The organism is Nostoc sp. FACHB-888, assembly GCF_014696655.1.
GTDB lineage: Bacteria > Cyanobacteriota > Cyanobacteriia > Cyanobacteriales > Nostocaceae > Nostoc.
Window position 1 is genome coordinate 1 of record NZ_JACJQM010000011.1, and the last position, 25,209, is coordinate 25,209.

Here is a 25,209-nt window from a genome sequence, read left to right on the forward strand (position 1 = left end):
AAGCCATTAACCCGATCTCAAAATCCACAGGTTTCTCTTTTGAAGATAACCTTGTTTACAACGGCAGTTTCAAAAATACTGGAAGCGGTAACATTATTGGGCAAGACCCTTTATTTGTTAACCCAGCAAGCGGTAACTTTGATTTGCAAGCTTTAAGCCCTGCAATTATAGGAGCAACAACATTAGGAATTATTGATTAGATGGCAATAACATTCCCTAGCGATCGCATAGTGAAAGATGTTGTGGATAGGATACGCCAAAGGATTAAAATCCCCAATCCTTACCATATTGGTGAAATATGCATTCTCTTGCCAAAAGATAACCCAGACTTGAGAGGTAAAGCGGGTTATTGGGGCGTAGTCAGTCATGTTAAAGAATACAGTTGTACACTCCAGACAGCAATACCTGCCGCCAATCGTCAGCGCAGAAATGGTTAGCTAGCGCATTCATGTTGATCCAACAGGCTAGCATCGGTGGGACGAAGAGATGTTGGCGTTTGCGCCTCCAATTTATGAAAGAGTCCAAATTTCCACTCCTGTTTCTGTTCCAATATCACCAATTCTTGCACCAGGCTTAATTTCAGCAATTCCCCGCATCATGCTTTCTTGAGTAACTTCAACTAGTTTTTTGGCTACTGCTGATGGGTTGCCAAAGAGAAACATTCTAGAAGTATCACCGTAATAACCGTTTAGAATTGGAGTCACATCGATATTGATGATGTCTCTGTCTTGGAGAATTTGTTTAGAGTTGGGGATTCCATGACAAACAACTTCATTGTCCAGCTTCAAATCAATCTTGTCGAGTAACTTCTGTGCAAACGCCACTGGGGTAAATACCTCCGAAATATTCAAATATTTCTTAATAACTTGCGGATGCTCCACTGCGATTAAACAAACCTTTTAAGGTTAAGTTGGTCGATACCCACCAAATACTGCAAAGCTAAAATTTTTGTACCAGCAATCTACATTTTGAAAACCTGCGGCTTCTAACCAACTAATTTGAACATCGAGGGGTGTCATGCAATCGTATTCCATACGTTTTTGTGCGGTTTTGAGATCCTCCTGTGAAACACCCAAAGCAAGTACAGAATTCAGCCAGTGTTGACGATAGAGTTTTTCTAAATCAGTAGTTTTGCCTAACACCTGATCAGCGTTAACAAACATCCCTCCTGGATTGAGAATATTATAAATTTTTTGATACAGAAGTTTCTTATTATAATCAGGCAAATGGTGAATAGATAAGGCTGATATAACAAGGTCATAGGAATCACCCAAATCAACTTCTACATAGTTACCAATTAAAAGTCGGGGAAACTTCCCCATCTTGCTAAATCGCAACTGAGCTTTTTCTAGCATCTCAAAAGCTAAATCCAGTAAGGTGAATTCTGCATTAGGAAAGACTGATTGAACCATACCTGAGTAAAGTCCAGTACCAGCGCCCAAATCTAAAACTTTCAGGGATGCCTGGCGATTAATTGGAATAATTTCAACTGCTGTTTTATAAAACTCATCAAAACAGGGGATTAAGATGCGGCGTAAGTTATCATAATCTGCGGCAGCGTTATTAAAAGCTTCTTGAATGTTCATTGTTTTAATTTTTAATAAAGGTAATACCTTTTGCTTTAACAGGTTAGATTACTAGAAAGGAATCATACCTAAACCACCTTCTAAACGCAACAAAGCCACCTCTGCTGCATCTACCGATTCAAAAGCATCTGCTAACTCTGCAAATAAGGAAAGGATATCTCCTAGCAAGTAGATCCAGGTTCAGCAACAATTACGGTTGCTGCTGTCGAAATTCCAGAGTTGACAGAGGAAGAACAGCGTGATATGCCTGACGGCATGGCTACGCTTACCGCCTACATCTGACGGGGGGACAAAAAACGTTAGGATGCAGATAAAATAAGCTCCATAGCCCTTAGACTTCGTTGATAATACTTATGCTTATTGCAATTTATTTTTATTAAATCTGTGACTAAATCTTGACATTTTTCAAGACAAGGGACAACCTCCTGATTAGTAATCCGAAGCAAAAAACTGACTTTTGCTTAAAAAGCTAAGTAAACTTTTGTAACCAAAATCCGATACTCGCGTAAAAAAAGTTGCATTAGCAAGAGAAACAAATAGGGGCTGTATCGAAACTACATAGGTTATGAGTATAAAAAACTCCACGCACAAAGGAATAAAGTTTATCGTCGCTTTCGATGAATTCGAGAAAACAAAGCCTGACTTAAAGGATTGAAATGCTTTCGTAGTTTGCAGGAAGCGGTAATTCTGGTTTAATACGACAAAAGTCGTATTAAACCAGATGTAACCAGCAGCTTAGTGATGAAAAGTCATTTTTAAAAGCTTATTCAGTAATTGCAGTGGCTTGAACTATGGTTATTAGCAACCGCATTTTAGAGCAAAACAACTTTCCAATCAGACTGCTACTAGAAAAAGAGTTACAGCATACTAGGTCCGTAATTGTTGATATGGAAGATGCAGTTTTCTGGGTAAAGCCAGATGCGCGGTTTCTCTACGCTAATGATGCAGCGTGTAGTTTGGTGAGATATTCTCGTGAAGAATTACTCTCTATGACTATGCACGACATCAAACCAGACTTTTCGCCAGCAGTCTGGTCAAAGCATTGGAGAACTATTAAAGAGCAGGGCTACCTATATTTTGAATCTTTATATAGAACTAAAGAAGATCATACCTTTCCCGTAGAAATTACTATTATCTATTTGGAATACAACTCTAGGGAATATGGCTGTATCTTGATCCGCAATATCAGTCAACGCCAGCAGGTGTCTATCCTCTTACAAAAGGTTAATGAAGTATTAGACTGCAAAGTCCAACAGCTTACAGCTGAATTAAGAGACGCTAATCAGCAGTTATGCCAGGAGAAAGTTTTGCGCCAGCAGGTAGAGACGGCTTTAAAACAAGAAAAACTACTCACTGAACACAGAGCGCACTTTTTCTCTATGCTTTCTCATGAATTTCGCACTCCGTTAAATATCATCTCACTATCCGCTAGTCTACTGAAACGTCATCTTCATCGGTGGACTGAAGAGAAAAAATTACAATACTTGCAGCGCTTGGAAATGGCAGTTGAACAAATCAGCCAATTGATGGATGAAATTTTCCTCAACGGTAGAGCAGAAACAGGAAAGCTCAAGTTTGAGCCAAAACCACTTAACCCGATTCAACTGTGCACTGAGATATTGGCAGAAATGAATTTGAACGAAAGCAACGCCCCTTGCTTGATGCCAAGAGACCCTTTTGAAATTTTCTCCTGCGAAGAACCACACCACTTGGTACTACCGAGAGAATCCCCCGTCGCGTCTTTTAAGGGAGAAGTTTCGAGCAAAGAAAGCTTCTACTCCAACAACTCTGAACAACAGAAAAACTTCCCAATATCCGCGTTACCAAAGACGCCTCACAAGGCAGTCACCTTAATTAGCCAAGGTGATTGTACAGTCTGCGTAGATCAAAAATTGCTACAGCCTATTCTCAGGAATTTGCTCTCGAATGCGGTCAAGTATTCACCGAGTGATAGCACGATTGATTTAGTAGTTTCTTGCCAGGATGGAAAAGCGATTTTCCAGATTAAGGATCAAGGAATTGGCATTTCTGTAGCAGATCAAAAACGACTATTTAAGCCATTTCATCGCGGTACGAATGTCGGCAATATCCCTGGTAATGGATTGGGATTAGCACTTGTCAAAAAGCTTGTAGATATGCATGGTGGTCAAATTTCAGTTGCCAGCGAGGTTGGGATAGGTACTACATTCACAATTGCCCTGCCAGTGCAGTGACAATCTCTGCAAGCGGACAGCCAGAAAGTCTATGAAAATTCATAATTTATCTGACGCTTAACATCAAGGGGACACTATGACTAAAATTCTAGTGATTGAAGATGAAACCGAAAGCCGAGATATATTTTTAGATAGTTTAGAAGCAGAAGGGTTTGAAGCGATCGCTGCGGAAAATGGTCTTGTTGGTATTCAGCAAGCACAAGAACACTTGCCTGATTTGGTACTGTGCGACATTATGATGCCAGAACTAGATGGTTATGGTGTTTTGAATACATTGCGCCAAAACCCTTTAACGGCAACAATTCCCTTCATTTTTCTCAGCGCCAAATCTTCTAAAACTGAGGTTCGTCAAGGCATGAAATTGGGAGCAGACGACTATCTTACCAAGCCCTCAACAGTAGAGGAATTATTGGAAGCGATCGCAACTCGACTGGAAAAACAAGCAACTGTAAGGAACTGGTACACTGCTCAATCTCAGAGCGTGGAAACATCAAATATCACTGACACCGGAAAAACAGCAGCTTTGCATTTCATCTTTCCGGACTGTCCCCAGTTGAGTAAAGTCTTCGATTTTATTGAAGCGAATTATGATCAATCTATTGGGTTAGATGAGGTAGCCCAAGCTGTTGGTTACTCTCCGGCTTATTTAACTAGCCAGGTAAAACGCTTAACTGGACAAACAGTAAATCGCTGGATTGTCGCTCGTCGTATGGCAGAGGTATGTTTTTTGCTTCGAGAAACTGACCAGTCAGTAAATCAGATCGCAGAGGCGGTGGGCTATCAGACAGAGGGTCATTTCTTTCGTCAGTTTCGTCAATATCACGGAACTACTCCCCAAGCTTGGAGAGAGGCATAGTACAGCAATTCGTAAAGTAAGCGGGCGAGCAGATCGTCCGCTTACTTTACTAGTACAGCTTGGTGTAAATAAGCCACCCATTTGAAATGTCTAAAACCCTTACGCAACAGTAATTACGAATTACACGAAGCGGTACTATAGCAATCCTAAATGAGTTGTAAAAATCGATAGACTAAGATCCCCGACTTCTCAAAGAAGTCGGGGATCTTATTATTCATGAATGATTTAGGACTGCTATAGATAGTGATTGTCGGAATGGTTAAACTAAACGTCCATCTACAAAAAGCTCAAATTCAAAACCAGTTAAACCTCCTAAAGTTCCCGGACGTATTCGCAAAATACACGAATTCCCATTCACGTCAAAACGATGCTCACTGCCTGTGTCAAACAACTTTTGTGACTCTTCTACCAGTTGTCCGTCTACTTTTATGATCCTTTTTCCAGACCAGTATCCGTGATCTAGCTCAACAGTATGTTGACCATCGGAAAGATTAAATGTCCAAACTTTAGTTTTCATACTTAACTCCTTAGTTCTGTCAATAATGCAAATGCGGGTAATTATTGCCACAGTAATACTGAGGGCAGTAAATGTGGATGAACCAACCTTAATAACTCGTAGCCAATACCAGCTTTTCCTAAGAAGAAACCAGGATTGTAAACCTCATCTGGCAGATTTGGGAGTAGTTGAAAACAACCAGATTGGTTTGCCCTGGTTACAACCGAGGCTGCCTGCTTTTGGGCTATTTCTAGTAATTCCGGGCGCGAAAGCTGCCTAGCTGCTATTAGTAGCAACTCAATGTGACCAAAGTTACCGCAGTACAGGTTATCTAATGCTTGTAAGTCTAACTGAGCTGTTATTTGTAAAGCAATTTCAGTCTCTTGGAGAATTTCATCTTGAGCTAAAACTGCTAAATGTTCCAGGCAAGCTATAGCAATGCCGGATGCACCATTACACCAGCCAGTCATAGATGAGAGTGTACCGTTGTCCATACAAGTTGACTTGAAGTCTGGGCAATTGCCTTTTACAGAAAAGACTTTTTGCTCGTAGGCAATAGCTTCCTCAGCAGCTGAGAGAAAGACAAGGTTTTTAGTAGCTATATATAACTGTAGTAATGCGTAGGCAATACCAGCTGCACCATCAAAAAATCCAGTTACTAGCTTCTGATCGCTGTTTGTGCAAGTTTTATAATTGCCATCAGTAGTAATGCAGTTATCTAACAGATGCTTACCCCAAGCAGTCGCCTGCATCAGGGTTGCACGTTCTTGAGTTGCTTTATACAAAGCTAATAAGCTGAGAATAGTTCCAGCACCACCGTTCATAATTCCGAAGCTTTGATGAACAGCAGTTTCATTTAGTGTCATCCAAGAGGCTATTTTTTGGGCATCTTGAATTAGCTCCGCCTCGCCCAAAAATTCGCCGATGCGAACGAAGGTATAAACAATAGATGCTAAACCTTTAACACCACCGATACCCATCTGCTCAGTTAGCTTTTGCTGAGAATCACCATCTGAGCCATATAGAGTTTTGCGTAAGGACTGTAACGAAGCCAAGGCTAAATCACCAAACTCTGCTCTGCCCGTAACGGATGCTAGTGCTGCCAAAAATAGAGATATGCCAGAACAACCATCATATAAACTATAGCCTAGCGGTTGTAGTTGGAACTTTTGCGTCTCAGAGATATATCCCATACCGATCCAAGCGACAGTGCCATTATTGCCACGAATTGCTCGCTGCTGTACTTCTTGAGCGATCGCGATCGCCTGCTGCAACATTGCTGCTTGACTTAAGGGAGTAACTGTGTATTCACACAGTTCGGTGCTTTGTAGTGGCAACGAATGCAGATGCTCGTTGGACAGACATGAGTAGAGTGAACCCTGAATAATGCTAATCTGCTGGGCTAAATCTCCATCATTAAGTTGTTGCAAGCGGGAAATTACATCATCATAACTAGGGCGATTGAGAAACTTATCGATTGTTTGCTCAGGGTTGATGGCTATGGCATCACTGTCTGAATAAGCAGTGAAAAAGGGAATATCTAACTGTTCTAGAGCCTGTTTTTCTGCGGCTAACAGCGCCCAGAAAGGATGTTTATCTTTTGAGGTTAGAAACGCTCTACTTAGAATGTCTAACTCTATACTATGTTCTACACCATCTCGAAGACACTTATGATTCAGGGACTTCTGTAAGACTGAAAAGTAAACGCTAGTGTTACGAAGTACCAGGCGTACTTTCTGGTGAGCAAATGCTGCTATCGGGCTATCAGCCGCTAAGAGCGCTTCTTGATGTTCCATTAAGAACTGGTACATCTGGTGAAAACCATCTATGAGTTCTTTGTGATGGTTATTCAGCGATGCATCAACACCTTCCCCAAAAGGTCGATTTTGTTGTGGTAGCATCTTGGTGTATTCGTGCGCGATCGCCATACCGTCTGTATTTATGTGTTTCCATTTCAGCGCCCGGTAAGGCATTTCTTGTTCGCCAAAACCTCCCAAACCACTCAAATCCAGCCTCAGCCCCTCAGTCTGTCCATAAGGTATAAGTTGCCATCCTGGTAACAGAGCAGTACCAGCTACAGAATCTTGTAAGCGTTCATTTGCTAAAGCTTGAGCCTCAGCATCATCTTTATTCGCCCAAGTGCGGTGATGTAAAAGTGTCTCTAAATCTACGAGGACTGGCTGTTCTCCACAAGCAATTAGGTTCTCACAATGACAGTCTGTTCCTCTTAAGGCATATACGATGCACAACATCATCCCAGCACGCTGATAATAGCGTTTAACTGCCTGTTGGTCTTGACAGGGTATGGCATCCACAAACTCCATCCAGCCGTGACTGGAGCAGTTAATAACCTTAAGCAGCTTGAACAGTAGAGAAACACCTTGTTGGTTAACCCAGGCTAACAACTCAAAATAAGCTTGCTCTAAGCCCAGATTTTTAGGTTTGTAAACCAGCTTTAAGTCTGAGGCAAACTTAACGATAATCACAGAACGTCCGCAATTATGGGGGTCAGAAAGCGCTGAGTCAACAGCAACTACTTGTCCTAGTTCCTCTCCCTGAAAGGTCAGCTGAATTTTGCCCCAATCTGAAGCTAATCTGAGGAGGAATTCAGCTACAGCATCAACCCAAAAATCCATAGCTGTTGCTACCAATCGAGCCAGTACGCTGTATTCTTGGAAGAAAGATAGCAACCCATCGTTAAGCAAGTTTTTAACAAACTTAGTGTACTGCTGCCGAGAAAAATTATCTTGTAGTTGTGCGATCGCTCGAATTAGTGGAGAATCGTTAAAAGAGCGAAAAATTGAAAATTCCAGATCCAAAGGAGAGACACAAAGACCAGTTAACTGTTTTAAAAGACTACGTTCTAGTTGGGTGTGAGCTGCTTTTGATAATAGCTGATAGCTAGAACCAGCTCGCTCAACCAATCTCTTACTTGCTACATCAACAAATGGTAACAGCACTTCTTCAAAAGGAAGTGGCTTTTGGGGATTTAAATACTGACGCTGCTCTAAATCATTCTGATTAGAATCCCAGTCAGCAGCTTGCATCGCCTCCCTCAAAGTTTCTACCCAACTTGGTAGATATCGCTGATCAGCCAAACTGACGCTACCTAAAGCGCGGCGAACAGTACTAATGTCTAAACCATCCCAATCTAAACGCTTTTCAAATTTCTGCTGATTTCCTTTAGCAACAACCTGACACCATTTCTGCGATCGGGAGTTGATTAAATGCTCATCTGCTTCAGACTCATTGGCAACAAATCCCGCGCTCAGACGTTCAGGAATTGTACTAGCTTTTTCGACAATTTTAATTAAGTCTTGCGTAGAAAATTTGTCTTTAAAAACCAGCCTTTCCTGATAAAAATCAATTGATATATCTGATGTCGGAACAATTTCACTAACCATGTTCTCTAACCTGTAGTATTTAAATTGAACAAATGTTGACTTTCAGTTAGATTAATCATATTTATAGACGACTTTCCCAAATCTATCTTGAGCGTTATAGGTGCGATGGAAAAAAGCACCTATCTGTTTACCACTAAATACAGAATCTACGACTACGTTTAGATTACCTGAAACATAATCTTGTATGGCATTTTTGAGATCATCTGTCTGACCAATACAATTACCAATTATTTGCAAATTATTGAGCATGACTGATGACATGAGGCGTGAGCAATTTAAATGTAATGAGGGGATTTTTTGGCCAATGAGGTCAAAATATTGATCGTAAAGTCCACAGGTAATATATCTGCCACCAGTAGCCATCAAATTAACTACTTGTCCCAGATAGAGGTCGAAAAAGGGATCTAACACGCAATCAAATCCACCAATGCCTGAAACAATCTTTTTAAGAGCTTGATTCTCAAGTAAACTGTTAGGCGATCGCTCAATCAAAATAACTTCCTTAACTCCCATTGCTCTGAGTTCTTCCTCAAAACGCATTGAAGTAGTTGTGGCATGGATATTGACACTATGCTTTCTTAATGCATTAATTGCAAACAAGGAAGTATTGGACTTAGCAGCAGTAACTAAAACGTTGGAACCTTTAGTTACATTCAGTTTCCGAATCATGCTATAAGTAGTTTGTGCCCCAATACTAAATGCAGCAGCAACTTCATCAGGCATTTCTTGAGGCACTTTTGTTAACTTTACCTGATGAAACACCTGATATTCTTTTGAGGCATTGTTGGTAGGTATACCTGGGAGTATACCTTTAACTCCTGATTCTGGATAAGCATTATTGTTAATAACCCTATCTCCAATTTGTACCTCTGTTACTTCTGAGCCAATATCAATTACTTCACCAACAAAGTCTGAACAAACGACATAAAAGGAATTATCAGACCCTTTAGTAGTCATTTTAAAAATGAAATTCTTATCACGGTAGTTACAAGAAAAAGCTCTTTTTTTTACTAAAACACTGAAGCGATTCTCTGGAGCATTTCTGTCAAAATGAATATCTCCAGTATGAATCAAACCACAAAATACAGAAATCCCATTCATCTCTATGGTTTCAACAGAATTATAGTTAGATATTGAATTTTTGATTTTGCTACCACAAATTGCAACGTTTCTCATGAGCTTAATTCTCTTAAACGATAGTAATTCAAGCTATTTGCTATTCAATAGTCACAAGTTTCAATTAAAACGTATATAGCAGTCCCAAATCATTTGTCAAAAACTACAAATGACTAATGACAGCCTTAACGAAAAAACTACAACTCAAATAGGATTGCTATAGCTGCTAAACTTTCAAACCAATTTTTGAGTAAATTAGAAGTTTTAAAATGGAGTGACTCTGTAGATACTCGCTGTACAATTTGCTTTTACTATTGTTATTTAGGTAGTAACAATTAGTAGTGGCTTATCGCACTAATTAGGAGTCAAAAATGAGTTCGTAGTCGGTACTTTAGTTCGGGATTTTTCAGCACTTAAGTGCTTATTACCAACCTAAAAAATAACTAACGCAGTTGAGTTCAGAGTAGTTATCACCCCGTCATATCCAAAGTATTTAAAAATTACTTATATATACTTTGCTGTACGGGGTGAAAGCTAAACCCGCATTTCTCACAAGCGGTGCGTAGCTTGCCGCCGTAGGCATCGCTATGACCAAACCTTTATCAGGCTTAGATTTTGAGCGTTTTAGACACTGCATGAATCACAGCAGTATGTGAACGGGGTATTTTATCTCAAGTCTAAATGGCATAAGCGTTTTGGGCTACTCGTTTAAACCTTTGTGAGAAATCCGGGATTATAGCAAAACTAATCTGTAAGAGCTTTACTAAGAGCGTTACTAGCGTAAAAAGCAACACTACCAACCAAAGCAGGTATAACGCCACCAGCGACAGCTTCTAGTTGCGCATCAGATAATTCGACTTCAGATAAGTTAGGACGTATCGGTAGGACAAAGTAGAGGGTAGTAGGATTCTCTTCCAGGACTCTCACATTGACCTCAGAGGGCAGTTGTACACCAAATTCGCGCTCAATCACTGGCTTAGGATTACTTAGCAGTTGCTGCTTATAAGCTTCATCTTTCCAACTTTGAGCAATGATGTGTGCTTCAATATCTTTGCGAGTCCGTTGAGTAGATTGTTCGGTCATTTTTTTTATCTCCTATCAAGGGTTAACAATCAAAATCTGATGACTGATACCAATTCACGAAAATAATGAGATAGATGCGTAGGTTGGGTTGTCTTGCGGTAGCGTAAAGGTACGCAGTGAAACCCAACATTTAGAAGACTTTGAGGTGTTGGGTTTCGTTCCTCAAACGCCACTTCACTCAGGTCGGGAAACCTGCCCAGGTGAGTGGCTCCCCAACCTACATCTGCATCACATTTTTTGTGAAATAGTATTATGCGTGAAGACTTTAGCTATTAGTCTGAGAATTTATTCTCAGGGGGTTATTGCAACTGGTGCAAGTTGAGAGATCAGGACTTACGCAACTGGCATACCTGTCTTCTGATATAAGAGTCAAGGGTCAAAAGTCAAATGATTTTTAACTCTGGACTCTGGACTTTTGACTCTGGACAGCCTAAACGAAAAAATATAACACCTGCGTAAGTCCTAAAGATGACAAATTGAATCAAATTGCTAGCCTTAATCAGACAGATCCTCGATAATTCCTAGTGCTGCTCCCATATTAGCCGCTATCGTTACAGCAAGAGCACCAGGTGTAACGCCACCAGCGACAGCTTCTAGTTGTGCGTCAGATAATTCAGATCCAGATAGATTAGGGCGTATTGGCAGCACAAAATAGAGGGTAGTGGGGTTTTCTTCCAGCACTCTCACATTCACCTCAGCAGGTAGTTGCACGTTAAATTCCCGTGCAATCACTGCTTTAGAATTGCTGAGTAATTCTTGTTTGTAAACCTCATTTTTCCATGCTTGAGCAATGATGTGTGCTTCAATATCTTTACGATTCCTTGAGGAAATTGGTTCAGTCATGTTTTTTATCTCGTATCAAAAGTTAACGACTGGTTCACAAATTTTTAGTGTTCTAATAGTTTCAACTGGCTATACCCTAGAGAAATTTACTTAACCAAGTCAGAGATTTTATCAGCCGCAGCTGAAGCTGCGGATGCTAGTACTCCTATTGCAAAAGTACCAGGTGAGGTACCACCAGCAACAGCCTCTAGTTGCTCGTCAGATAATTCGGCTCCAGACAAGTTAGGACGCACTGGCAGCACGAAGTAAAGAGTGGTAGGGTTCTCCTCTAATACTTGCACTTTGACCTCAGAGGGAAGTTGCACACCAAATTCACGCTCAATCACTGACTTAGGATTATTCAGCAGTTGTTGCTTGTAAGCTTCATCTTTCCAAGATTGGGCGATGATGTGTGCTTCAATATCTTTACGAGTGTGTGAGGTAGTTTGTTCAGTCATGTTTGTGATTTCCTATCAAGAGTTAACAACTGGTTCAGAAATTTTTAGCTCTTAGAGAAATTTAATTAATCAAGCCAGTAACAAATTGGCTAACAATAGGAGCTACTACAGTGCCACCAGCAACAGCCTCTAGTTGCTCGTTAGATAATTCGGATCCAGACGAGTTAGGACGCACTGGCAGCACGAAGTAAAGAGTGGTAGGGTTCTCCTCTAATATTTGCACTTTGACCTCAGAGGGAAGTTGCACACCAAATTCACGCTCAATCACTGACTTAGGATTGTTCAGCAGTTGTTGCTTGTAAGCTTCATCTTTCCAGGTTTGAGCAATGATGTGTGTTTCGATGTCTTTGCGAGTGCGTTGAGAGGGTTGTTCGCTCATGTTTCCTATCTCCTAAATTACAATTTGAGAATTGAAGTCTGATTGAAGGCTATGAACTTGACAAATGGTATGTAATCTTAACCTCTCATGAATTTTCGCCAGCAAGGTAACTAATAGTAGCGGAAACTAGAGCACTCGCCGCTGGTAAGATACCACCAGCGACAGTCTCTAGTTGCTCGTCAGATAATTCGGCTCCAGATAAGTCAGGGCGCATTGGCAGCACGAAGTAAAGGTTAGTGGGATTTTCTTCTACTACTTTCACACTGACATTAGCAGGTAGTTGTATGCCAAATTCCCTTTCTATAACTGCCTTGGAATTACTCAACAATTCCTGTTTGTAAGCCTCATCCTTCCAAGATTGGGCGATGATGTGTGCTTCAATATCTTTACGAGTGCGTGGGGTAGATTGTTCGCTCATGTTTTTTCTCCTAAATAGAGTAAAGTTTTCCTGAGTTACTTATTAGACTATTAACTTTAATTTGCACCTCAATTATTATCTGGTGATTATTAACAGCCTTTTTTGTAACGTTCGTCTTTTTACGCTTAAACAATCAGGTTAGGATTGTTGAAGACACAACTATATTAATCCTGTATTTAAAACAATTACTATGCTTTATTTTTAGATGTAACTCACCATTTTTTTGATTCTATGATGATAGGTTTAATCTATTACTTTGCAAATGAATTGAATAATAATTCATAAAGCTAAATTAATGTCAAGAGCAAAAAGATTGAATTTTTAAGAAAATTTCAAGTTTTGAAATTGCAATTAACACCCTCTAGAATGTAGTGTATAGGCTGTATATATGAAGTTATAAGCCAAGAGTTGCTCTATTTGAGCTAACCAGCGATCGCATTCCATAACGTATCTTACAAAACCGAAAAATTGGTTAGTCTGACTGAAAGATTGTGCATTGTGAGCAGAACTTATATTTCCTAAGCTAAGTTGATAGTTCTTAGGTAAATCCTACTCGTGGTGATGCTCTTGATTTTGAGAAAACTTTTTACCAAACTCAAGTTTAGTTAGTGGTAATTGATAACTCAAGCTCCTCTTCAATTGAATGAAGCGATCGCATCCCGCTACACACTAAGCAATACCGAAAAAATGGGAGAAATCTATGTCTATTGAAAGTGCAAAGGCATTCTATTCCAGAATGACTACAGATGAAACGTTCCGATCGCAATTGGAGCAGGCGACTTCTATAGAAGAACGTCAGCAAATCTTGCAAGCTGCTGGTTATGAATTTACTTCCGAAGAATGGGAAGCCGCCAAAGCTCAATTTGAAACGTCAAATGCTAGTAGCGAACTGAGTGACTCGGAATTGCAAGCAGTTAGCGGTGGATTACCGATGGTGCTACCAGTTTATGGTACGCCAGCACTCTATAACCTTGCTGATTAACTGAGTACAGCTAATGGCCAAAAAGGAGAGAAAAACGTATTTTCTCTCCACAACACAGCATCCACATAACTGAATTTATTTCCTAAATGGAGAAAAATGTTGTGTCCAAGAAATACCGCAGAATCAGTTATGCCGTTTGGGAGATTACCTTAAAGTGCAACCTTGCTTGTAACCACTGTGGTTCGAGAGCAGGGCAAGCCCGCACTCAGGAACTTTCTACAGAAGAGGCTTTGGATTTAGTCAAACAGTTGGCTGAAGTAGGGATTAAAGAAGTGACGCTGATTGGCGGGGAAGCGTTTATGCGTCCCGACTGGCTGGAGATTGCTCAAGCCATCACGCAAGCGGGAATGCTCTGTGCCATGACTACAGGAGGCTTTGGCATTTCCCTAGAAACCGCACACCGGATGAAGCAGGCAGGGATTGCCAGTGTCTCTGTTTCTATAGATGGTGGCACAGCAGAAACCCACGATCGCCTACGTGGTAAAAAAGGTTCATGGCAGTCTGCATTCAAAACTATGAGCCACTTCCGAGAAGTTGGCATCTATTTTGGCTGCAATACCCAAATCAACCGCTTATCTGCTCCAGAATTTCCTCTAATTTACGAGCAAATTCGTGATGCAGGTGCTAGGGCTTGGCAGATTCAACTTACGGTTCCTATGGGCAACGCGGCAGACAACGCAGACATTCTCCTCCAGCCGTATGAACTACTAGATCTTTACCCAATGCTTGCCCGTGTGAGCAAGCGGGCTAGCCGTGAAGGAGTCAGGATGCAACCTGGTAATAACATCGGCTACTACGGCCCGTATGAGCGGCTGATGCGCGGAGGTGGGAATGAATGGGGATTTTGGCAAGGGTGCGGTGCAGGGCTGTCTACACTGGGTCTTGAGGCAGATGGGGCGATTAAAGGCTGCCCTTCACTACCGACAGCAGCTTACACTGGCGGTAATATCCGAAACCGCTCTCTACGGGAAATTGTTGAACAGACAGAAGAACTGCGGTTTAACCTTGATGCCGATACTCCCAAAGGAACAGAACACCTGTGGGGATTCTGTAAAACTTGTGAGTATGCTGAACTTTGCCGGGGAGGTTGCACCTGGACGGCGCACGTATTTTTCGATCGCAGGGGGAACAATCCTTATTGCCACCATCGCGCCTTAGAGCAGGCAAAGCGGGGGATGCGAGAGCGAGTTTATCCAAAAGTGCGGGCGCAGGGGCTTCCCTTTGATAACGGGGAATTTGCCCTAATTGAGGAACCTATTGAAGCTCCTTGGCCTGTTGATGACTCACTTCACTTTACTAGCGATCGCATCCAGTGGTCAGATAGCTGGCAGGATGAACCCAAATCTACTTACGCCCTAGCAAGAGGTGTAATATGAGCCAAACAACTAATTCTCCTGCTTTAGAGAAAGAACTACTTCCCAACGAAGGAACCGATGATTTTGAGTCTTTGAATGTTTCAGATGTTCGGTCTCCGATCCTACCGCGTTCTGGTTGGCAAAATCGGCGAGCCTTTTTAAAGGTTCTTGTTAAAGCGAAGCAGTCCCTGGACATGGCAGAAATTACTGCTACTCTCTGGGATTGAGGCAACTGATTTAATAGCCTCTTAAAATGTATGTCTGTTGAAAGCGCACGAGCCTTTTATGAGCGGATAGCCACGGATGAACTGTTGCAAAAGCAACTCCAAAACGCTGCCAGTGATGAGCAACGCCTAGAAATTGTACTAGCTGCTGGCTATACTTTTACACTGCCAGAATGGGAAGCTGCTTTAGCTAAAATCTCAAAGTCAGGTGATAGTATCAGTGATGCAGAGCTAGATGCAATTGCAGGTGGGCTAAAGGTTGCCCCTTACGAACCACCTACCAAGGTATGGTCGAGTTTAGAGCAAATCGGCTCAATTAAACTCTTGCGTCGGTTATTTAACCCCTCTGCCTGGTCTATCAGAACAAAACTCTCGGTAGCACTGCTTGCAGTTGCCCTCATACCGATGAGCTTCACCACCTATCACAACCTCCAAGAGAGCCTCAAGAGTGCAGAGGGCAGCGAATACCGCAAACTGGAACTCTTAGCCACCAGTAACGCTAGTCGCCTCGACCAGCTAATTATCGATATCCAGCGTGTTGCCGTCCAAGTCAGTACTGATAAGGATGTAGTGGGTTTTCTGGCTGCTACTAATCTCCAAAAGCAAACAGCCTTCCGCTCCTCGATGCAACGAACGCTAGATAACGTCTTTCGCTCCAACCCCGACTATGATGTTGTCTACATCATAGATACAAAGGGGCGCTGTCTTGGTGCTACCGACCCCACATTCATTGCTCAAAACTACGCTTTCCGTGAATACTTCCGCTTTAGCATTCAGGGACGCCCTTACGTCTCTAGCATTATAGTTGGTACAACGAGTGGACGAGCAGGCATTTACTTCTCCAATCCTGTACGGTCTGAGGGCGGTAAGATTGTCGGTGTAGCGGTTTTAAAAATCAAGGGAGAAGACATCTGGGCGATTGTAAATGCGTTGCAGGCTGGCTCTCAAAGTTATGCCTTCTTGGTTGACGAGCGTGGCGTAATCATTAGCCATCCTGATAAATCGCTACTTTATCATAGCCTAGTCCCCTTGCCAGCTAACAAACAACAGCAGAGCGAAACCGATAGGCTTTATGGTGTCGATCACATCAAAAGCTTGGACGTTCCAGAGTTGGCAGCTGCGATCGTGGGAGCTAAACAGACAAGTCACACCAGCTATTATTCCCCAATTGAGCAGACGCGCCAAATGATTGGCTTTGCGCCCTTACAAGAGCAACCTTGGGTTTTAGGGGTGAACAAAGCCCACGCACAGTTTGATGCTCCCTTGAATGAACTCATTTGGCAGAACAGCTACAGGTTACTGGCAGTAGGAGCGATCGCAACAATCATCGCCTTGATTTTAGCGCGGAGTATTGCCAAACCGATTCGTGCGCTAACAAAAGCAGCACAATCACTGGTAGAGCAGGATGATTTTGATACTCATCAGTTAACTAAAGTGTCTGATGCGAATGATGATATTGGTCAGCTGGTGCGCGTTTTCCTGCAAATGGCTCAAGAGGTGAAAGCGCGAGAGCGAAAGCTCAAACAGCAAGTGATGGAATTAAACGTTGAAATCGACGAAGCGAAAAAGGTACGTCAGGTAGCTGATATCACACAGACTGATTACTTCCAGGAACTGCAACAAAAAGCCCAAAAAATCAAGGGGCGAATGGCCAAAAATGATGAAACAGAAACCGACTATTTCCAGCAGTTACATCAAAAAGCACAAAATCTTAAAGGTCGCGTTGTAAAAGTAGCTGATTGAAGAAATCCGCAGATAGCAACTATATCAAAGTTTTCACATAGCTAGGGTATGACATTATGTCCAAAATTGTATCTATTCACTCGTTTCGTGGTGGTACGGGCAAATCAAATTTAACTGCTAACTTAGCCGCTACTATTGCACGTCTTGGAAAACGTGTAGGTATTATTGACACCGATATTCAATCACCAGGGATTCATATTATTTTTGGTCTAGACGAGTCAAAGATGAATCGCTCCCTCAATGATTACTTATGGGGGCGCTGTGTAATTAAAGATGCTGCCTACGATGTTAGTCATACTTTAAATGCGGAAGGGGAGACATCTAGAGCAAATGGCAGCCTCTACCTGATTCCTTCCAGTATTAAGGCAGGGGAAATTTCCCGTATTTTGCGCGAGGGTTATGACGTAGGCAAACTCAACGAAGGCTTTGAGGATTTAATCCGCTATCTCAACCTGGACTATTTGTTGATTGATACTCACCCTGGTTTGAATGAAGAAACCTTACTAGCGATCGCTATTTCTGATATCTTAGTCGTCATCCTGCGTCCAGACCGCCAAGACTTCCAGGGTACTGCGGTAACGGTGGAGGTGGCGAAAAAATTAAAGGTGGACAAAATGTTGCTGGTAATTAATAAGGTGCTACCAGCAATGGATTTCAACGCTCTCCAAGAACAAATGGAAACAATCTACAACATTCCAGTGGCTGGTATTGTGCCTCTTTCTGAAGAGATAATTCAGTTAGCCAGCAGTGGTTTGTTTTGCCTGCGTTACGCTGACCATCCATTTAGCCAGACGGTGCAAGAAATTGCTCGGCAGATTGTAGATAAAGTTGAGTTAAAAGAGGCATTGGTGGGAGGCGATCGCTCTTGAGCAATCAACACCAACTTCGTGCTAATGTACTTGCCTCCTATGGTGCTACTGCAAGGGAGACAGAAGAATTGCTTGCCTACAATCAAAACATTTTTGATCGCAGTTTTTCAAGACTCCCCGCCAAGTTTCCGCTTCCACCCGAACCCCATGTAGCCGCCTGGGAAGAATACGCCACTTTGGCTCAAGAGGTAGGAGTCTTTCAAGCTTTATCAACCAAGTTGGTACAGTTAAAGTTCCCCATACTCGAAGGCATCAGCCAAACAGAGACATACCGCTTTGCTACTCGTAAGGGTATTCCAGTGGATGGGATGATTGAGGCGACTGGTTTGATTTTGCAGCAACCTGAACAACTCCAGTTGATGCTACATCAAAGCTTGGCTGGAGTTATCCCGGTTTTGCTCACCAGAAACCGAGAAGATTTTGTTTCTTTGGTACAGGCGCTAACAATGCGGAATGAACCTAAGCCAGTCCCCGCTTCTATGGGAGCTTGCATAGTTACTGGTTTCAACAACTGGGATCGGGTTCGCCAATATCGCCAACAATGGTCAGTGAAAAATTTTGGTAACTGCTCCGAAAGTAGTTGGTTAGAAGAATTTGGGCGACTAATCCCGCAAAAGCAGCTCTATCAAGATCGGTTGATTATTTTGAGTGACGGTTTTTATAGCAATGTTTCAGCCAGCGACATCGGACTTTCGGAAGTAGAATGGCGGCGTATTTCCCTAAATATTCGGCTAGAACATGAATGTACTCACTACTTCACACACCGCTTATTTGGCTCAATGCGGAATAATCTACTCGACGAATTGATTGCCGACTACAGAGGTATTGTGGCAGCTATCGGACACTATCGGGCTGATTGGTTTTTGCGTTTTCTGGGGCTAGAGTCATTTCCAGATTACCGAGAAGGAGGCAGATTGCAAAATTATCGAGGTCAACCGCCGCTTTCAAAGGGCGCATTTAAGATTCTGCAAGCATTAGTGAAGTCTGCTGCTGAGAATTTGGAACGCTTTGATGCTGAACATGGAGGTGGGTTAAGAACTCTTAATAGTCAACCGATTATGTTAATAGCTTTAACTTATTTGACATTAGAAGAATTGGCTGACTCTCAGGCGCATTCGTATATCCAAAAAATTCTAGACCAATGACTGACAACTCTCACAAAGAGGCAAGCGGAGCATCCAGAAACTGAACTTAAATTTATATGAGTTATGACAGAAGTTCTACTTAAAGAATTGAATAATAGCGACATCAATTGGATGATCGCTACGGGTCAAAAAAAGGAAATACCTGCTGGCACTATCCTTGTGCAGCAAGGAAAAGCCCTGGATACCCTACACATAATACTTGATGGAACATTCACAATTACTGTTTCGCAAGCTACAAACAATCCTCTCGATCGAGCTTTTGCAGCGATGGAGGATAGCGAAACATTAGGACGAGAGATTGCACGGGTTTCAAGTGGTGAGATAATAGGAGAAATCCCGTTTATTAATGTCCGTCCATCTGCTACCACTGTTGAAGCAGCTGAAAAGTCAGTGGTAATATCGATTTCTCAGCAGCAATTGAGGGCAAAATTGCAGCAGGATATTGGTTTTGCTTGCCGATTTTATCGAGCGATCGCTATTCTACTTGCAAACAGAATCACTCAACTTGGTCATAGCAAACTTGTTAAGAGCAATACGCTCAGAGATATGCTGTTTGTTTTGGAACAATTGCATGATAGTGACATCGATTGGATGATTGCTACAGGAAGCAGCCAAAAAATTGCCGCTAACACAGTACTCATCCGTGAGGGAGGGCCTGTGGATGCGCTATATATCCTCCTAGATGGAACAATGACAGTTTCTGTTTCTGAGGATGAACGCAATCCTTTAACTCGTGCCTTTGCAGCTTTAGAGGGTGACGAAACTACAAGCAGAGAGATAGCAAGATTATCTAAGGGCGAAATCGTTGGAGAAACAGCTTTCATTGATACCCGTTTACCCTTTGCAACTATCAGGTCTACCGGAGACTCGCTTGTATTGTCAATTCCTCGACAACAATTAGCAGCAAAATTACAACAGGATATAGGTTTTGCTTCTCGATTTTATCGGGTGATTGCTACCTTGCTTGCAAATCGATTACAGGAAATGTTCAGTCGGTTTGGTTATGGTAGACGCATTTATAGCAAAGGTCAATCATTGGATGAAAATGTTGAATATGAAGATGAACTGGATTCTAATATTTTAGATAGTATGGCACTGGCTGGAACAAGATTTGATTGGATGTTAAGCCGTTTAAGAAAAAATTAGATTTATTTCGATACTGATAACTGTTTTAACAGTGCTGTCTGTTTGTCACATCTCCTCAAGATGCACACTATGAAAATCGACCGATTGCAGGAACTTAAGCAAAAACTGACGGACGGCAGCGATGTCTACGACGGGCTACGCCTACGCAATTGAGATTCACTCTTTAATGTATAGTCAAAGGAATCCCGTTATCTTTGGGTTTTAGTTTGAGAATAAAGGGAACAGCTTTCAATACCCAATCGGATACGGGTGTATAATTAGCAGCTTCTTCTCCAAAGCTAATAGAGAGCATATCTGTATGAATAATCCCTGGATTGAGAGGTATAGCTGCCATACCAGTCGGCAATTCTTGCGCCAAAGAACGAGTTAATCCTTCTATTGCCCACTTGGAAGCACAGTATGGTGCAACTTGGGCTGAAGTAGAACGTCCCCAGCCAGAACTAAAGTTAACAATAATACCCCGTTTGTTTTTCACCATTGCTGGTACAAAATGGCGAATTATATTCACTACTCCTTTGATATTGATATCTATTAAATCAGAAAATTCTTCGGAGGGAATTTCCCACAAAGGTGCTGGGTAATTAGTAATTGCCGCATTATTAATCACTATATCTGGCGGTGCATATTTGTGAAGTACGTCTTGGGCCCATTTTTTTACAAGCTGTTCATTTGCCACGTCTACAGATGTGAAATCATTGGGCGCACTAAACTTTTGGCGTATTTTATCGATAGCGTCTGATGAACGGGCGCAACCAATAACAGTATGTCCTTGTTGAATAAAACCCTCGGTCATGGCATAACCTAGACCTTTGCTTATGCCTGTAATCAAGATGAGTTTAGTCATATTTTTCTGTCATAATCTTCTACAAGAGTATCTAAAATTCTATCCGTTGTTATTAAAAAAATAAATCTAAAAAAATGCTAGTTTTATCAAAAAAAAGTAGATTGTTTTCAGAAATTTTACTACTTACACTTTTAAATAGAACAGGTACTAATGACGAAACAGAAAATAACTCTCCTAAAAAACTCATTAAACCTGGAATTGATTGAATACAAGGAGAAATAAAAGTGGAAAATATTTAATGTAAGCCATTTAACTTCAGCACCAACGGTAGCCTTTGATGAGGAATTCAGACCCGCCACCAAATTTTCCCAGTCCTCAGTTTAAGCACAAGTGATTGTCGAGGAATCCTAAATGGTCGAACAAAAGCAAAATTTATTCCGAAAAGAGTCATTAGAGCGTTTATCTTCACCTGAAAGACTAGACCAATTAATGCAGGTAGTCAGCCCTAAAAGCTGGCTGCCTCTAACAGCTTTGGGTTCCTTGGTAGCAGTCGCTGTAGTCTGGAGTATCTATGGACGGATTCCCATCACTGTAGAAGGTCAAGGGGTACTAATTTATCCACGCAACGTTTTGCCGTTGCAATCCAAAGGTGCAGGGCAGTTACTGGCTCTAAATGTCAATCCTGGAGATGTGGTCAAGAAGGGAGATGTACTGGCAACAGTTGACCAAGTTGACCTGCGTAAGCAATTACAACTAGCACGAGCTAAACTAGCCCAACTGGAGGATCAGGATCGCAACGCTAGTTTGTTACAAGGGCAGCGTCAGCAACTTGACACAAAAGCAATCCAAGAGCAACGCTTAACTCTTGAGCAAAGACTCAAGATTGTACAGGATTTGACACCCGTGTTGAGGGAGAAAGGGCTAGTGTCAATCGGGCGCGATCGCCTAAACCTACAGCGACGCTTACAAACACTCCAAGGGCTGCTTCCTACTCATAAAAAGAGATTAGAAAATCGCCAGAAGCTTTTAAAAGAAGGCGCAATTCCTGATGATGTAGTATTAGAAGCGCGGCAACAATACGACAATGCGCGTGCAAGCATCGATGAAGCACAATCTCAGTTGAAGCAACTAGACCTGAAAGAAGCAGATGCACAACAGCAATATCTCTCAAATCTGAACGAAATCAAAAACATCCAAGCTCAGTTGCAAGAACAAAATAGTAAAGTAGCTACTCTAGCTCAAGAAGACCTGCAAACTGCAACTACCCGCAAAAATGAGATTCAAGAAGTCAAGCGAGAGATTGCCAAACTGGAACAGCAGTTAGGCAATAACAGCCAGATTATCTCTCAACACTCAGGGCGTATTCTCGAAATCACTGTGACAACGGGGCAGGTGGTTGATGCTGGAACCCGTTTAGGGAGCATAGATGCAGAAAATCCATCTAGCAAAATGGTTGGCATTACCTATTTTCCGGTTGGAGAGGGTAAGAAAATTCAACCAGGTATGACGCTGCAAATTACACCCCAAACCGTGAAACGGGAACGCTTTGGCGGTATTGTCGGTAAGATTACCACTGTCTCACCATTTCCCATTACCAGAGAAGCAGCCGCTAGTGTAGTGGGTAATCCTGAAGTGGTTGCAGGTTTGGTGGGGGAAAAGCAAGAGGCACTTATTCAAGTATTTGCTGACTTGGAGCCAGATTCTACCACCTTTAGCGGCTACAAGTGGTCTTCTTCTGATGGGCCGCAGCTGAAAATCTCTTCCGGAACGACTACATCTGTGCGAGTCAAGGTAGAAGAGCGATCGCCGATTACGTTTGTTTTACCTATTATGAGGTCTGTCAGTGGTATCTACTAATCCATCATTAGTGGCACCGATTAATCCTTTGCAGTACCTGCAAAACCTGCTGGAAAATCCAGGTAAGCGGGTAAAGACACCCACGCTTTTGCAAATGGAGGCAGTAGAATGTGGTGCCGCAGCTTTAGGAATTATTTTGGGTTACTATGGTCGGATTGTGCCTTTGCCAGAACTGCGTGGGGAGTGTGGAGTCTCCCGCGATGGCAGCAAAGCTTCTAACGTCCTCAAAGCTGCCAGAAGCTATGGACTCCTTGCAAAAGGCTTTAAAAAGGAACTGGATCAACTTCTAGACCTCAGCCCTCCCTATATTGTGTTCTGGAACTTCAACCACTTCTTAGTAGTAGAGGGATTTAGTTCTAGTTGGGTTTATCTTAATGACCCAGGCACTGGGCCGCGAAAGGTGTCCCGACAGGAATTTGACGAGGGGTATACCGGAGTGGTGCTGGTTATGGAACCAGGGGCGGAGTTTGAAAAAGGGGGACGTAAACCTAGCCTGATTTTATCGCTGTGGTCACGGCTAAAGAGTGCTACTGGTGTCTTAATTTACTGTCTGCTGGCAGGATTTTTGTTAACACTCGTCGGGCTGGCAGTACCAGTATTTAGTCAAGTGTTTGTAGACGAAATCCTGGTACAAGGACGGCAGCACTGGTTGCGTCCGTTGTTATTGGCGATGGCGATCGCAGCAGTCCTCCAAGGAGTATTAACCCTACTGCGGTTGCGATATCTGCGTCGCTTGAAAGTCAAGCTGTCTGTGGGAATGTCCAGCCGTTTTCTGTGGCACATCCTGCGCTTACCAGTTAGCTTCTACGCCCAACGGTTTGCAGGTGAAATTAGTAACCGCACCAGTCTCAACGACCAAGTTGCTGATGTGCTTTCGGGGCGATTGGCGACTACAGTCATTGATGCGGTGATGGTAATTTTTTACGCTTTAGTCATGCTCCAATATGACTGGGTACTGACTTTATTGGTAGCTAGTTTTGCTACTGTGAATGTCTTAACCTTGCAGTGGATCTCCCGTCAGCGCGTCGATGCTAATCAGCGATTAATTCAAGAGTATGGTAAAGCTGCCGGCGCATCCATAGCGGCTCTCCAAAGTATAGAAACTCTCAAAGCATCAGGGTTAGAATCAGATTTCTTTTCGCGATGGTCAGGGTATTACACCAAGGCGATCAATTCTCAGCAAGAACTGGGGGTGACAAACCAGACTTTCTCAATATTACCTACACTTTTGTCTTCGCTCTCATCAATGGCTTTATTAGTTGTAGGTGGTTTACGAGTCATGGATGGACACCTCAGCATCGGAATGCTGATAGCCTTTCAAGCATTAATGCAGAGCTTTTTGCTACCTGTTAATAATCTTGTGAACTTCGGTAGTACCCTCCAGGAAATGGAGGGCAATTTGATTCGCCTAGATGATGTGTTAGATAACCCAATTGATGAGGCAGGGGAGCAGGGGAGTAGGGGAGCAGGGGGAGCAGGGAGCAGGGAGCAGGGAGCAGGGGGAGAAAAAATCTTTTTATCTGACTCATCTTTTCTGCCTAGATTACAAGGGTATGTCGAACTAGAGAATGTGACATTTGGCTATAGCCGTTTAGATCCGCCTTTGATTGAAAACTTTAGCCTCTCGGTCAAGCCTGGACAACGAGTAGCTTTAGTAGGCGGGAGCGGCTCTGGCAAGTCTACTGTTGCCAAACTGGTAAGCGGACTCTACGAACCTTGGGAGGGAGAAATTTGCTTTGATGGTCAACCTAGAAACCAGATTCCGCAATCGATATTAACTAACTCCGTCGCTTTGGTGGAGCAGGATATTTTGATGTTTGGCGGAACTGTCCGAGAAAACCTGACTTTATGGGATACCACAGTACCAGATAAAAATCTAGTGCGGGCTAGTAAGGATGCTGCTATTGATGATGTAATTTTCTCCATGTCTGGCGGATTTGATGCAGAACTAATTGAAGGAGCCGCTAATTTAAGTGGAGGTCAACGACAGCGATTAGAAATAGCCCGCGCTTTAGTTAACAATCCCTCAATCCTGATTATGGATGAAGCTACTAGCGCCCTAGATTCGGAGACGGAAAAAATTATTGACCAAAATCTGCGGCGACGTGGGTGTACCTGCCTAATTGTTGCACACCGATTAAGCACGATCCGCGATTGTGATGAAATCATCGTCCTTGAACGTGGAAAAGTAGTGCAACGAGGCACTCACGAGGAATTGTGGCAAGTAGAGGGGGTGTACTCACGGTTAATCAGTAGTGAAGAGGGAGCTTAAT

At 42.5% G+C, this 25,209-nt stretch carries 22 protein-coding genes and 2 pseudogenes; 13 read left to right on the top strand and 11 right to left on the bottom strand.

Annotation, left to right across the window (positions count from 1 at the left end; all coding sequences use genetic code 11):
• Both H6G26_RS09205 and H6G26_RS09210 read left to right on the top strand, forming a co-directional pair.
• Positions 1 to 200, top strand: a pseudogene (locus H6G26_RS09205) (hypothetical protein); the annotation flags it as partial.
• A complete protein-coding gene (locus H6G26_RS09210; protein WP_347242452.1) occupies positions 201 to 437 on the top strand; it encodes a hypothetical protein in 237 nt (78 codons plus the stop codon).
• A gap of 108 nt (positions 438 to 545) precedes the next feature.
• Here H6G26_RS09210 and H6G26_RS09215 read toward each other — a convergent pair.
• Positions 546 to 776 (bottom strand): annotated as a pseudogene (locus H6G26_RS09215) (M24 family metallopeptidase); the annotation flags it as partial.
• A 129-nt stretch (positions 777 to 905) separates the two neighbouring features.
• A complete protein-coding gene (locus tag H6G26_RS09220) occupies positions 906 to 1,586 on the bottom strand; it encodes a class I SAM-dependent methyltransferase (RefSeq protein ID WP_190728966.1) in 681 nt (226 codons plus the stop codon).
• Positions 1,587 to 2,377: 791 nt separating this feature from the next.
• Here H6G26_RS09220 and H6G26_RS09225 point away from each other — a divergent pair.
• Positions 2,378 to 3,799 (top strand): HAMP domain-containing sensor histidine kinase, encoded by a 1,422-nt coding sequence (locus H6G26_RS09225; protein WP_190728967.1) that lies wholly within the window; start codon positions 2,378 to 2,380, stop codon positions 3,797 to 3,799.
• Between the two features lie 76 nt (positions 3,800 to 3,875).
• Entirely contained in the window at positions 3,876 to 4,655 is a 780-nt protein-coding gene (locus H6G26_RS09230; RefSeq protein WP_190728968.1) for a response regulator, read from the top strand.
• A gap of 259 nt (positions 4,656 to 4,914) precedes the next feature.
• On the opposite strand, the gene H6G26_RS09235 is transcribed toward H6G26_RS09230, so the two are convergent.
• The 8 genes from H6G26_RS09235 to H6G26_RS09270 all read right to left on the bottom strand — a co-directional run bounded on the left by H6G26_RS09235 (position 4,915) and on the right by H6G26_RS09270 (position 12,831).
• On the bottom strand, positions 4,915 to 5,172 hold the full coding sequence (locus tag H6G26_RS09235; protein WP_190728969.1) for a hypothetical protein: 258 nt from the start codon (positions 5,170 to 5,172) through the stop codon (positions 4,915 to 4,917).
• 41 nt (positions 5,173 to 5,213) lie between these two features.
• Entirely contained in the window at positions 5,214 to 8,555 is a 3,342-nt protein-coding gene (locus tag H6G26_RS09240; RefSeq protein ID WP_190728970.1) for a type 2 lanthipeptide synthetase LanM family protein, read from the bottom strand.
• Between the two features lie 51 nt (positions 8,556 to 8,606).
• Positions 8,607 to 9,731: a zinc-binding alcohol dehydrogenase family protein gene (locus tag H6G26_RS09245; RefSeq protein ID WP_190728971.1), complete on the bottom strand. Its 1,125-nt coding sequence runs from the start codon at positions 9,729 to 9,731 to the stop codon at positions 8,607 to 8,609.
• 684 nt (positions 9,732 to 10,415) lie between these two features.
• Positions 10,416 to 10,754: an NHLP leader peptide family RiPP precursor gene (locus H6G26_RS09250; protein ID WP_190728972.1), complete on the bottom strand. Its 339-nt coding sequence runs from the start codon at positions 10,752 to 10,754 to the stop codon at positions 10,416 to 10,418.
• A gap of 495 nt (positions 10,755 to 11,249) precedes the next feature.
• Positions 11,250 to 11,597, bottom strand: a complete 348-nt coding sequence (locus H6G26_RS09255; protein WP_190728973.1) for an NHLP leader peptide family RiPP precursor — start codon at positions 11,595 to 11,597, stop codon at positions 11,250 to 11,252.
• An 86-nt stretch (positions 11,598 to 11,683) separates the two neighbouring features.
• Positions 11,684 to 12,034 carry an NHLP leader peptide family RiPP precursor gene (locus H6G26_RS09260; RefSeq protein WP_190728974.1) on the bottom strand — a complete coding sequence of 117 codons (351 nt, stop codon included), beginning with the start codon at positions 12,032 to 12,034 and terminating at the stop codon, positions 11,684 to 11,686.
• Positions 12,035 to 12,095: 61 nt separating this feature from the next.
• Entirely contained in the window at positions 12,096 to 12,413 is a 318-nt protein-coding gene (locus H6G26_RS09265; protein ID WP_190728975.1) for an NHLP leader peptide family RiPP precursor, read from the bottom strand.
• An 85-nt stretch (positions 12,414 to 12,498) separates the two neighbouring features.
• Complete coding sequence (locus H6G26_RS09270; RefSeq protein WP_190728976.1) at positions 12,499 to 12,831, bottom strand: NHLP leader peptide family RiPP precursor; 333 nt, start codon at positions 12,829 to 12,831, stop codon at positions 12,499 to 12,501.
• A gap of 700 nt (positions 12,832 to 13,531) precedes the next feature.
• On the opposite strand from H6G26_RS09270, the gene H6G26_RS09275 reads away from it, so the two are divergent.
• The 7 genes from H6G26_RS09275 (at position 13,532) to H6G26_RS09310 (ending at position 20,295) form a co-directional block, all read left to right on the top strand.
• Complete coding sequence (locus tag H6G26_RS09275; RefSeq protein WP_190728977.1) at positions 13,532 to 13,813, top strand: Nif11-like leader peptide family natural product precursor; 282 nt, start codon at positions 13,532 to 13,534, stop codon at positions 13,811 to 13,813.
• Between the two features lie 101 nt (positions 13,814 to 13,914).
• On the top strand, positions 13,915 to 15,189 hold the full coding sequence (locus H6G26_RS09280; RefSeq protein ID WP_347242453.1) for a nif11-class peptide radical SAM maturase 3: 1,275 nt from the start codon (positions 13,915 to 13,917) through the stop codon (positions 15,187 to 15,189).
• A complete protein-coding gene (locus H6G26_RS09285) occupies positions 15,186 to 15,395 on the top strand; it encodes a hypothetical protein (protein ID WP_190728979.1) in 210 nt (69 codons plus the stop codon). The genes H6G26_RS09280 and H6G26_RS09285 overlap by 4 nt, the downstream gene beginning before the upstream one ends.
• A 30-nt stretch (positions 15,396 to 15,425) precedes the next feature.
• Positions 15,426 to 17,135, top strand: a complete 1,710-nt coding sequence (locus H6G26_RS09295) for a Nif11-like leader peptide family RiPP precursor (protein WP_242053647.1) — start codon at positions 15,426 to 15,428, stop codon at positions 17,133 to 17,135.
• A gap of 56 nt (positions 17,136 to 17,191) precedes the next feature.
• Positions 17,192 to 18,004 carry a MinD/ParA family protein gene (locus tag H6G26_RS09300; RefSeq protein ID WP_190728980.1) on the top strand — a complete coding sequence of 271 codons (813 nt, stop codon included), beginning with the start codon at positions 17,192 to 17,194 and terminating at the stop codon, positions 18,002 to 18,004.
• Positions 18,001 to 19,149 (top strand): hypothetical protein, encoded by a 1,149-nt coding sequence (locus tag H6G26_RS09305; RefSeq protein WP_190728981.1) that lies wholly within the window; start codon positions 18,001 to 18,003, stop codon positions 19,147 to 19,149. Before H6G26_RS09300 ends, H6G26_RS09305 begins: the two co-directional genes overlap by 4 nt.
• Positions 19,150 to 19,212: 63 nt before the next feature.
• A complete protein-coding gene (locus H6G26_RS09310; RefSeq protein ID WP_190728982.1) occupies positions 19,213 to 20,295 on the top strand; it encodes a cyclic nucleotide-binding domain-containing protein in 1,083 nt (360 codons plus the stop codon).
• 163 nt (positions 20,296 to 20,458) lie between these two features.
• On the opposite strand, the gene H6G26_RS09315 is transcribed toward H6G26_RS09310, so the two are convergent.
• Entirely contained in the window at positions 20,459 to 21,139 is a 681-nt protein-coding gene (locus H6G26_RS09315; RefSeq protein ID WP_190728983.1) for an SDR family oxidoreductase, read from the bottom strand.
• 351 nt (positions 21,140 to 21,490) lie between these two features.
• Here H6G26_RS09315 and H6G26_RS09320 point away from each other — a divergent pair, with 351 nt between their 5' ends.
• Both H6G26_RS09320 and H6G26_RS09325 read left to right on the top strand, forming a co-directional pair.
• A complete protein-coding gene (locus H6G26_RS09320) occupies positions 21,491 to 22,936 on the top strand; it encodes an NHLP bacteriocin system secretion protein (RefSeq protein WP_190728984.1) in 1,446 nt (481 codons plus the stop codon).
• Positions 22,923 to 25,208, top strand: coding sequence for an NHLP family bacteriocin export ABC transporter peptidase/permease/ATPase subunit (locus H6G26_RS09325; protein ID WP_190728985.1), 2,286 nt, complete (start codon positions 22,923 to 22,925; stop codon positions 25,206 to 25,208). Before H6G26_RS09320 ends, H6G26_RS09325 begins: the two co-directional genes overlap by 14 nt.
• Position 25,209: the final 1 nt, after the last annotated feature.

Bases quoted from the DNA above. Each gene is read 5' to 3' on its own strand.
- H6G26_RS09230 (WP_190728968.1), top strand. From the start codon at position 3,876: ATGACTAAAATTCTAGTGATTGAAGATGAAACCGAAAGCCGAGATATA.
- H6G26_RS09255 (WP_190728973.1), bottom strand. From the start codon at position 11,597: ATGACTGAACCAATTTCCTCAAGGAATCGTAAAGATATTGAAGCACAC.
- H6G26_RS09260 (WP_190728974.1), bottom strand. From the start codon at position 12,034: ATGACTGAACAAACTACCTCACACACTCGTAAAGATATTGAAGCACAC.
- H6G26_RS09300 (WP_190728980.1), top strand. From the start codon at position 17,192: ATGTCCAAAATTGTATCTATTCACTCGTTTCGTGGTGGTACGGGCAAA.
- H6G26_RS09240 (WP_190728970.1), bottom strand. From the start codon at position 8,555: ATGGTTAGTGAAATTGTTCCGACATCAGATATATCAATTGATTTTTAT.
- H6G26_RS09270 (WP_190728976.1), bottom strand. From the start codon at position 12,831: ATGAGCGAACAATCTACCCCACGCACTCGTAAAGATATTGAAGCACAC.
- H6G26_RS09265 (WP_190728975.1), bottom strand. From the start codon at position 12,413: ATGAGCGAACAACCCTCTCAACGCACTCGCAAAGACATCGAAACACAC.
- H6G26_RS09285 (WP_190728979.1), top strand. From the start codon at position 15,186: ATGAGCCAAACAACTAATTCTCCTGCTTTAGAGAAAGAACTACTTCCC.
- H6G26_RS09320 (WP_190728984.1), top strand. From the start codon at position 21,491: ATGGTCGAACAAAAGCAAAATTTATTCCGAAAAGAGTCATTAGAGCGT.
- H6G26_RS09275 (WP_190728977.1), top strand. From the start codon at position 13,532: ATGTCTATTGAAAGTGCAAAGGCATTCTATTCCAGAATGACTACAGAT.
- H6G26_RS09310 (WP_190728982.1), top strand. From the start codon at position 19,213: ATGACAGAAGTTCTACTTAAAGAATTGAATAATAGCGACATCAATTGG.
- H6G26_RS09315 (WP_190728983.1), bottom strand. From the start codon at position 21,139: ATGACTAAACTCATCTTGATTACAGGCATAAGCAAAGGTCTAGGTTAT.
- H6G26_RS09295 (WP_242053647.1), top strand. From the start codon at position 15,426: ATGTCTGTTGAAAGCGCACGAGCCTTTTATGAGCGGATAGCCACGGAT.
- H6G26_RS09220 (WP_190728966.1), bottom strand. From the start codon at position 1,586: ATGAACATTCAAGAAGCTTTTAATAACGCTGCCGCAGATTATGATAAC.
- H6G26_RS09225 (WP_190728967.1), top strand. From the start codon at position 2,378: ATGGTTATTAGCAACCGCATTTTAGAGCAAAACAACTTTCCAATCAGA.
- H6G26_RS09250 (WP_190728972.1), bottom strand. From the start codon at position 10,754: ATGACCGAACAATCTACTCAACGGACTCGCAAAGATATTGAAGCACAC.
- H6G26_RS09210 (WP_347242452.1), top strand. From the start codon at position 201: ATGGCAATAACATTCCCTAGCGATCGCATAGTGAAAGATGTTGTGGAT.
- H6G26_RS09235 (WP_190728969.1), bottom strand. From the start codon at position 5,172: ATGAAAACTAAAGTTTGGACATTTAATCTTTCCGATGGTCAACATACT.
- H6G26_RS09245 (WP_190728971.1), bottom strand. From the start codon at position 9,731: ATGAGAAACGTTGCAATTTGTGGTAGCAAAATCAAAAATTCAATATCT.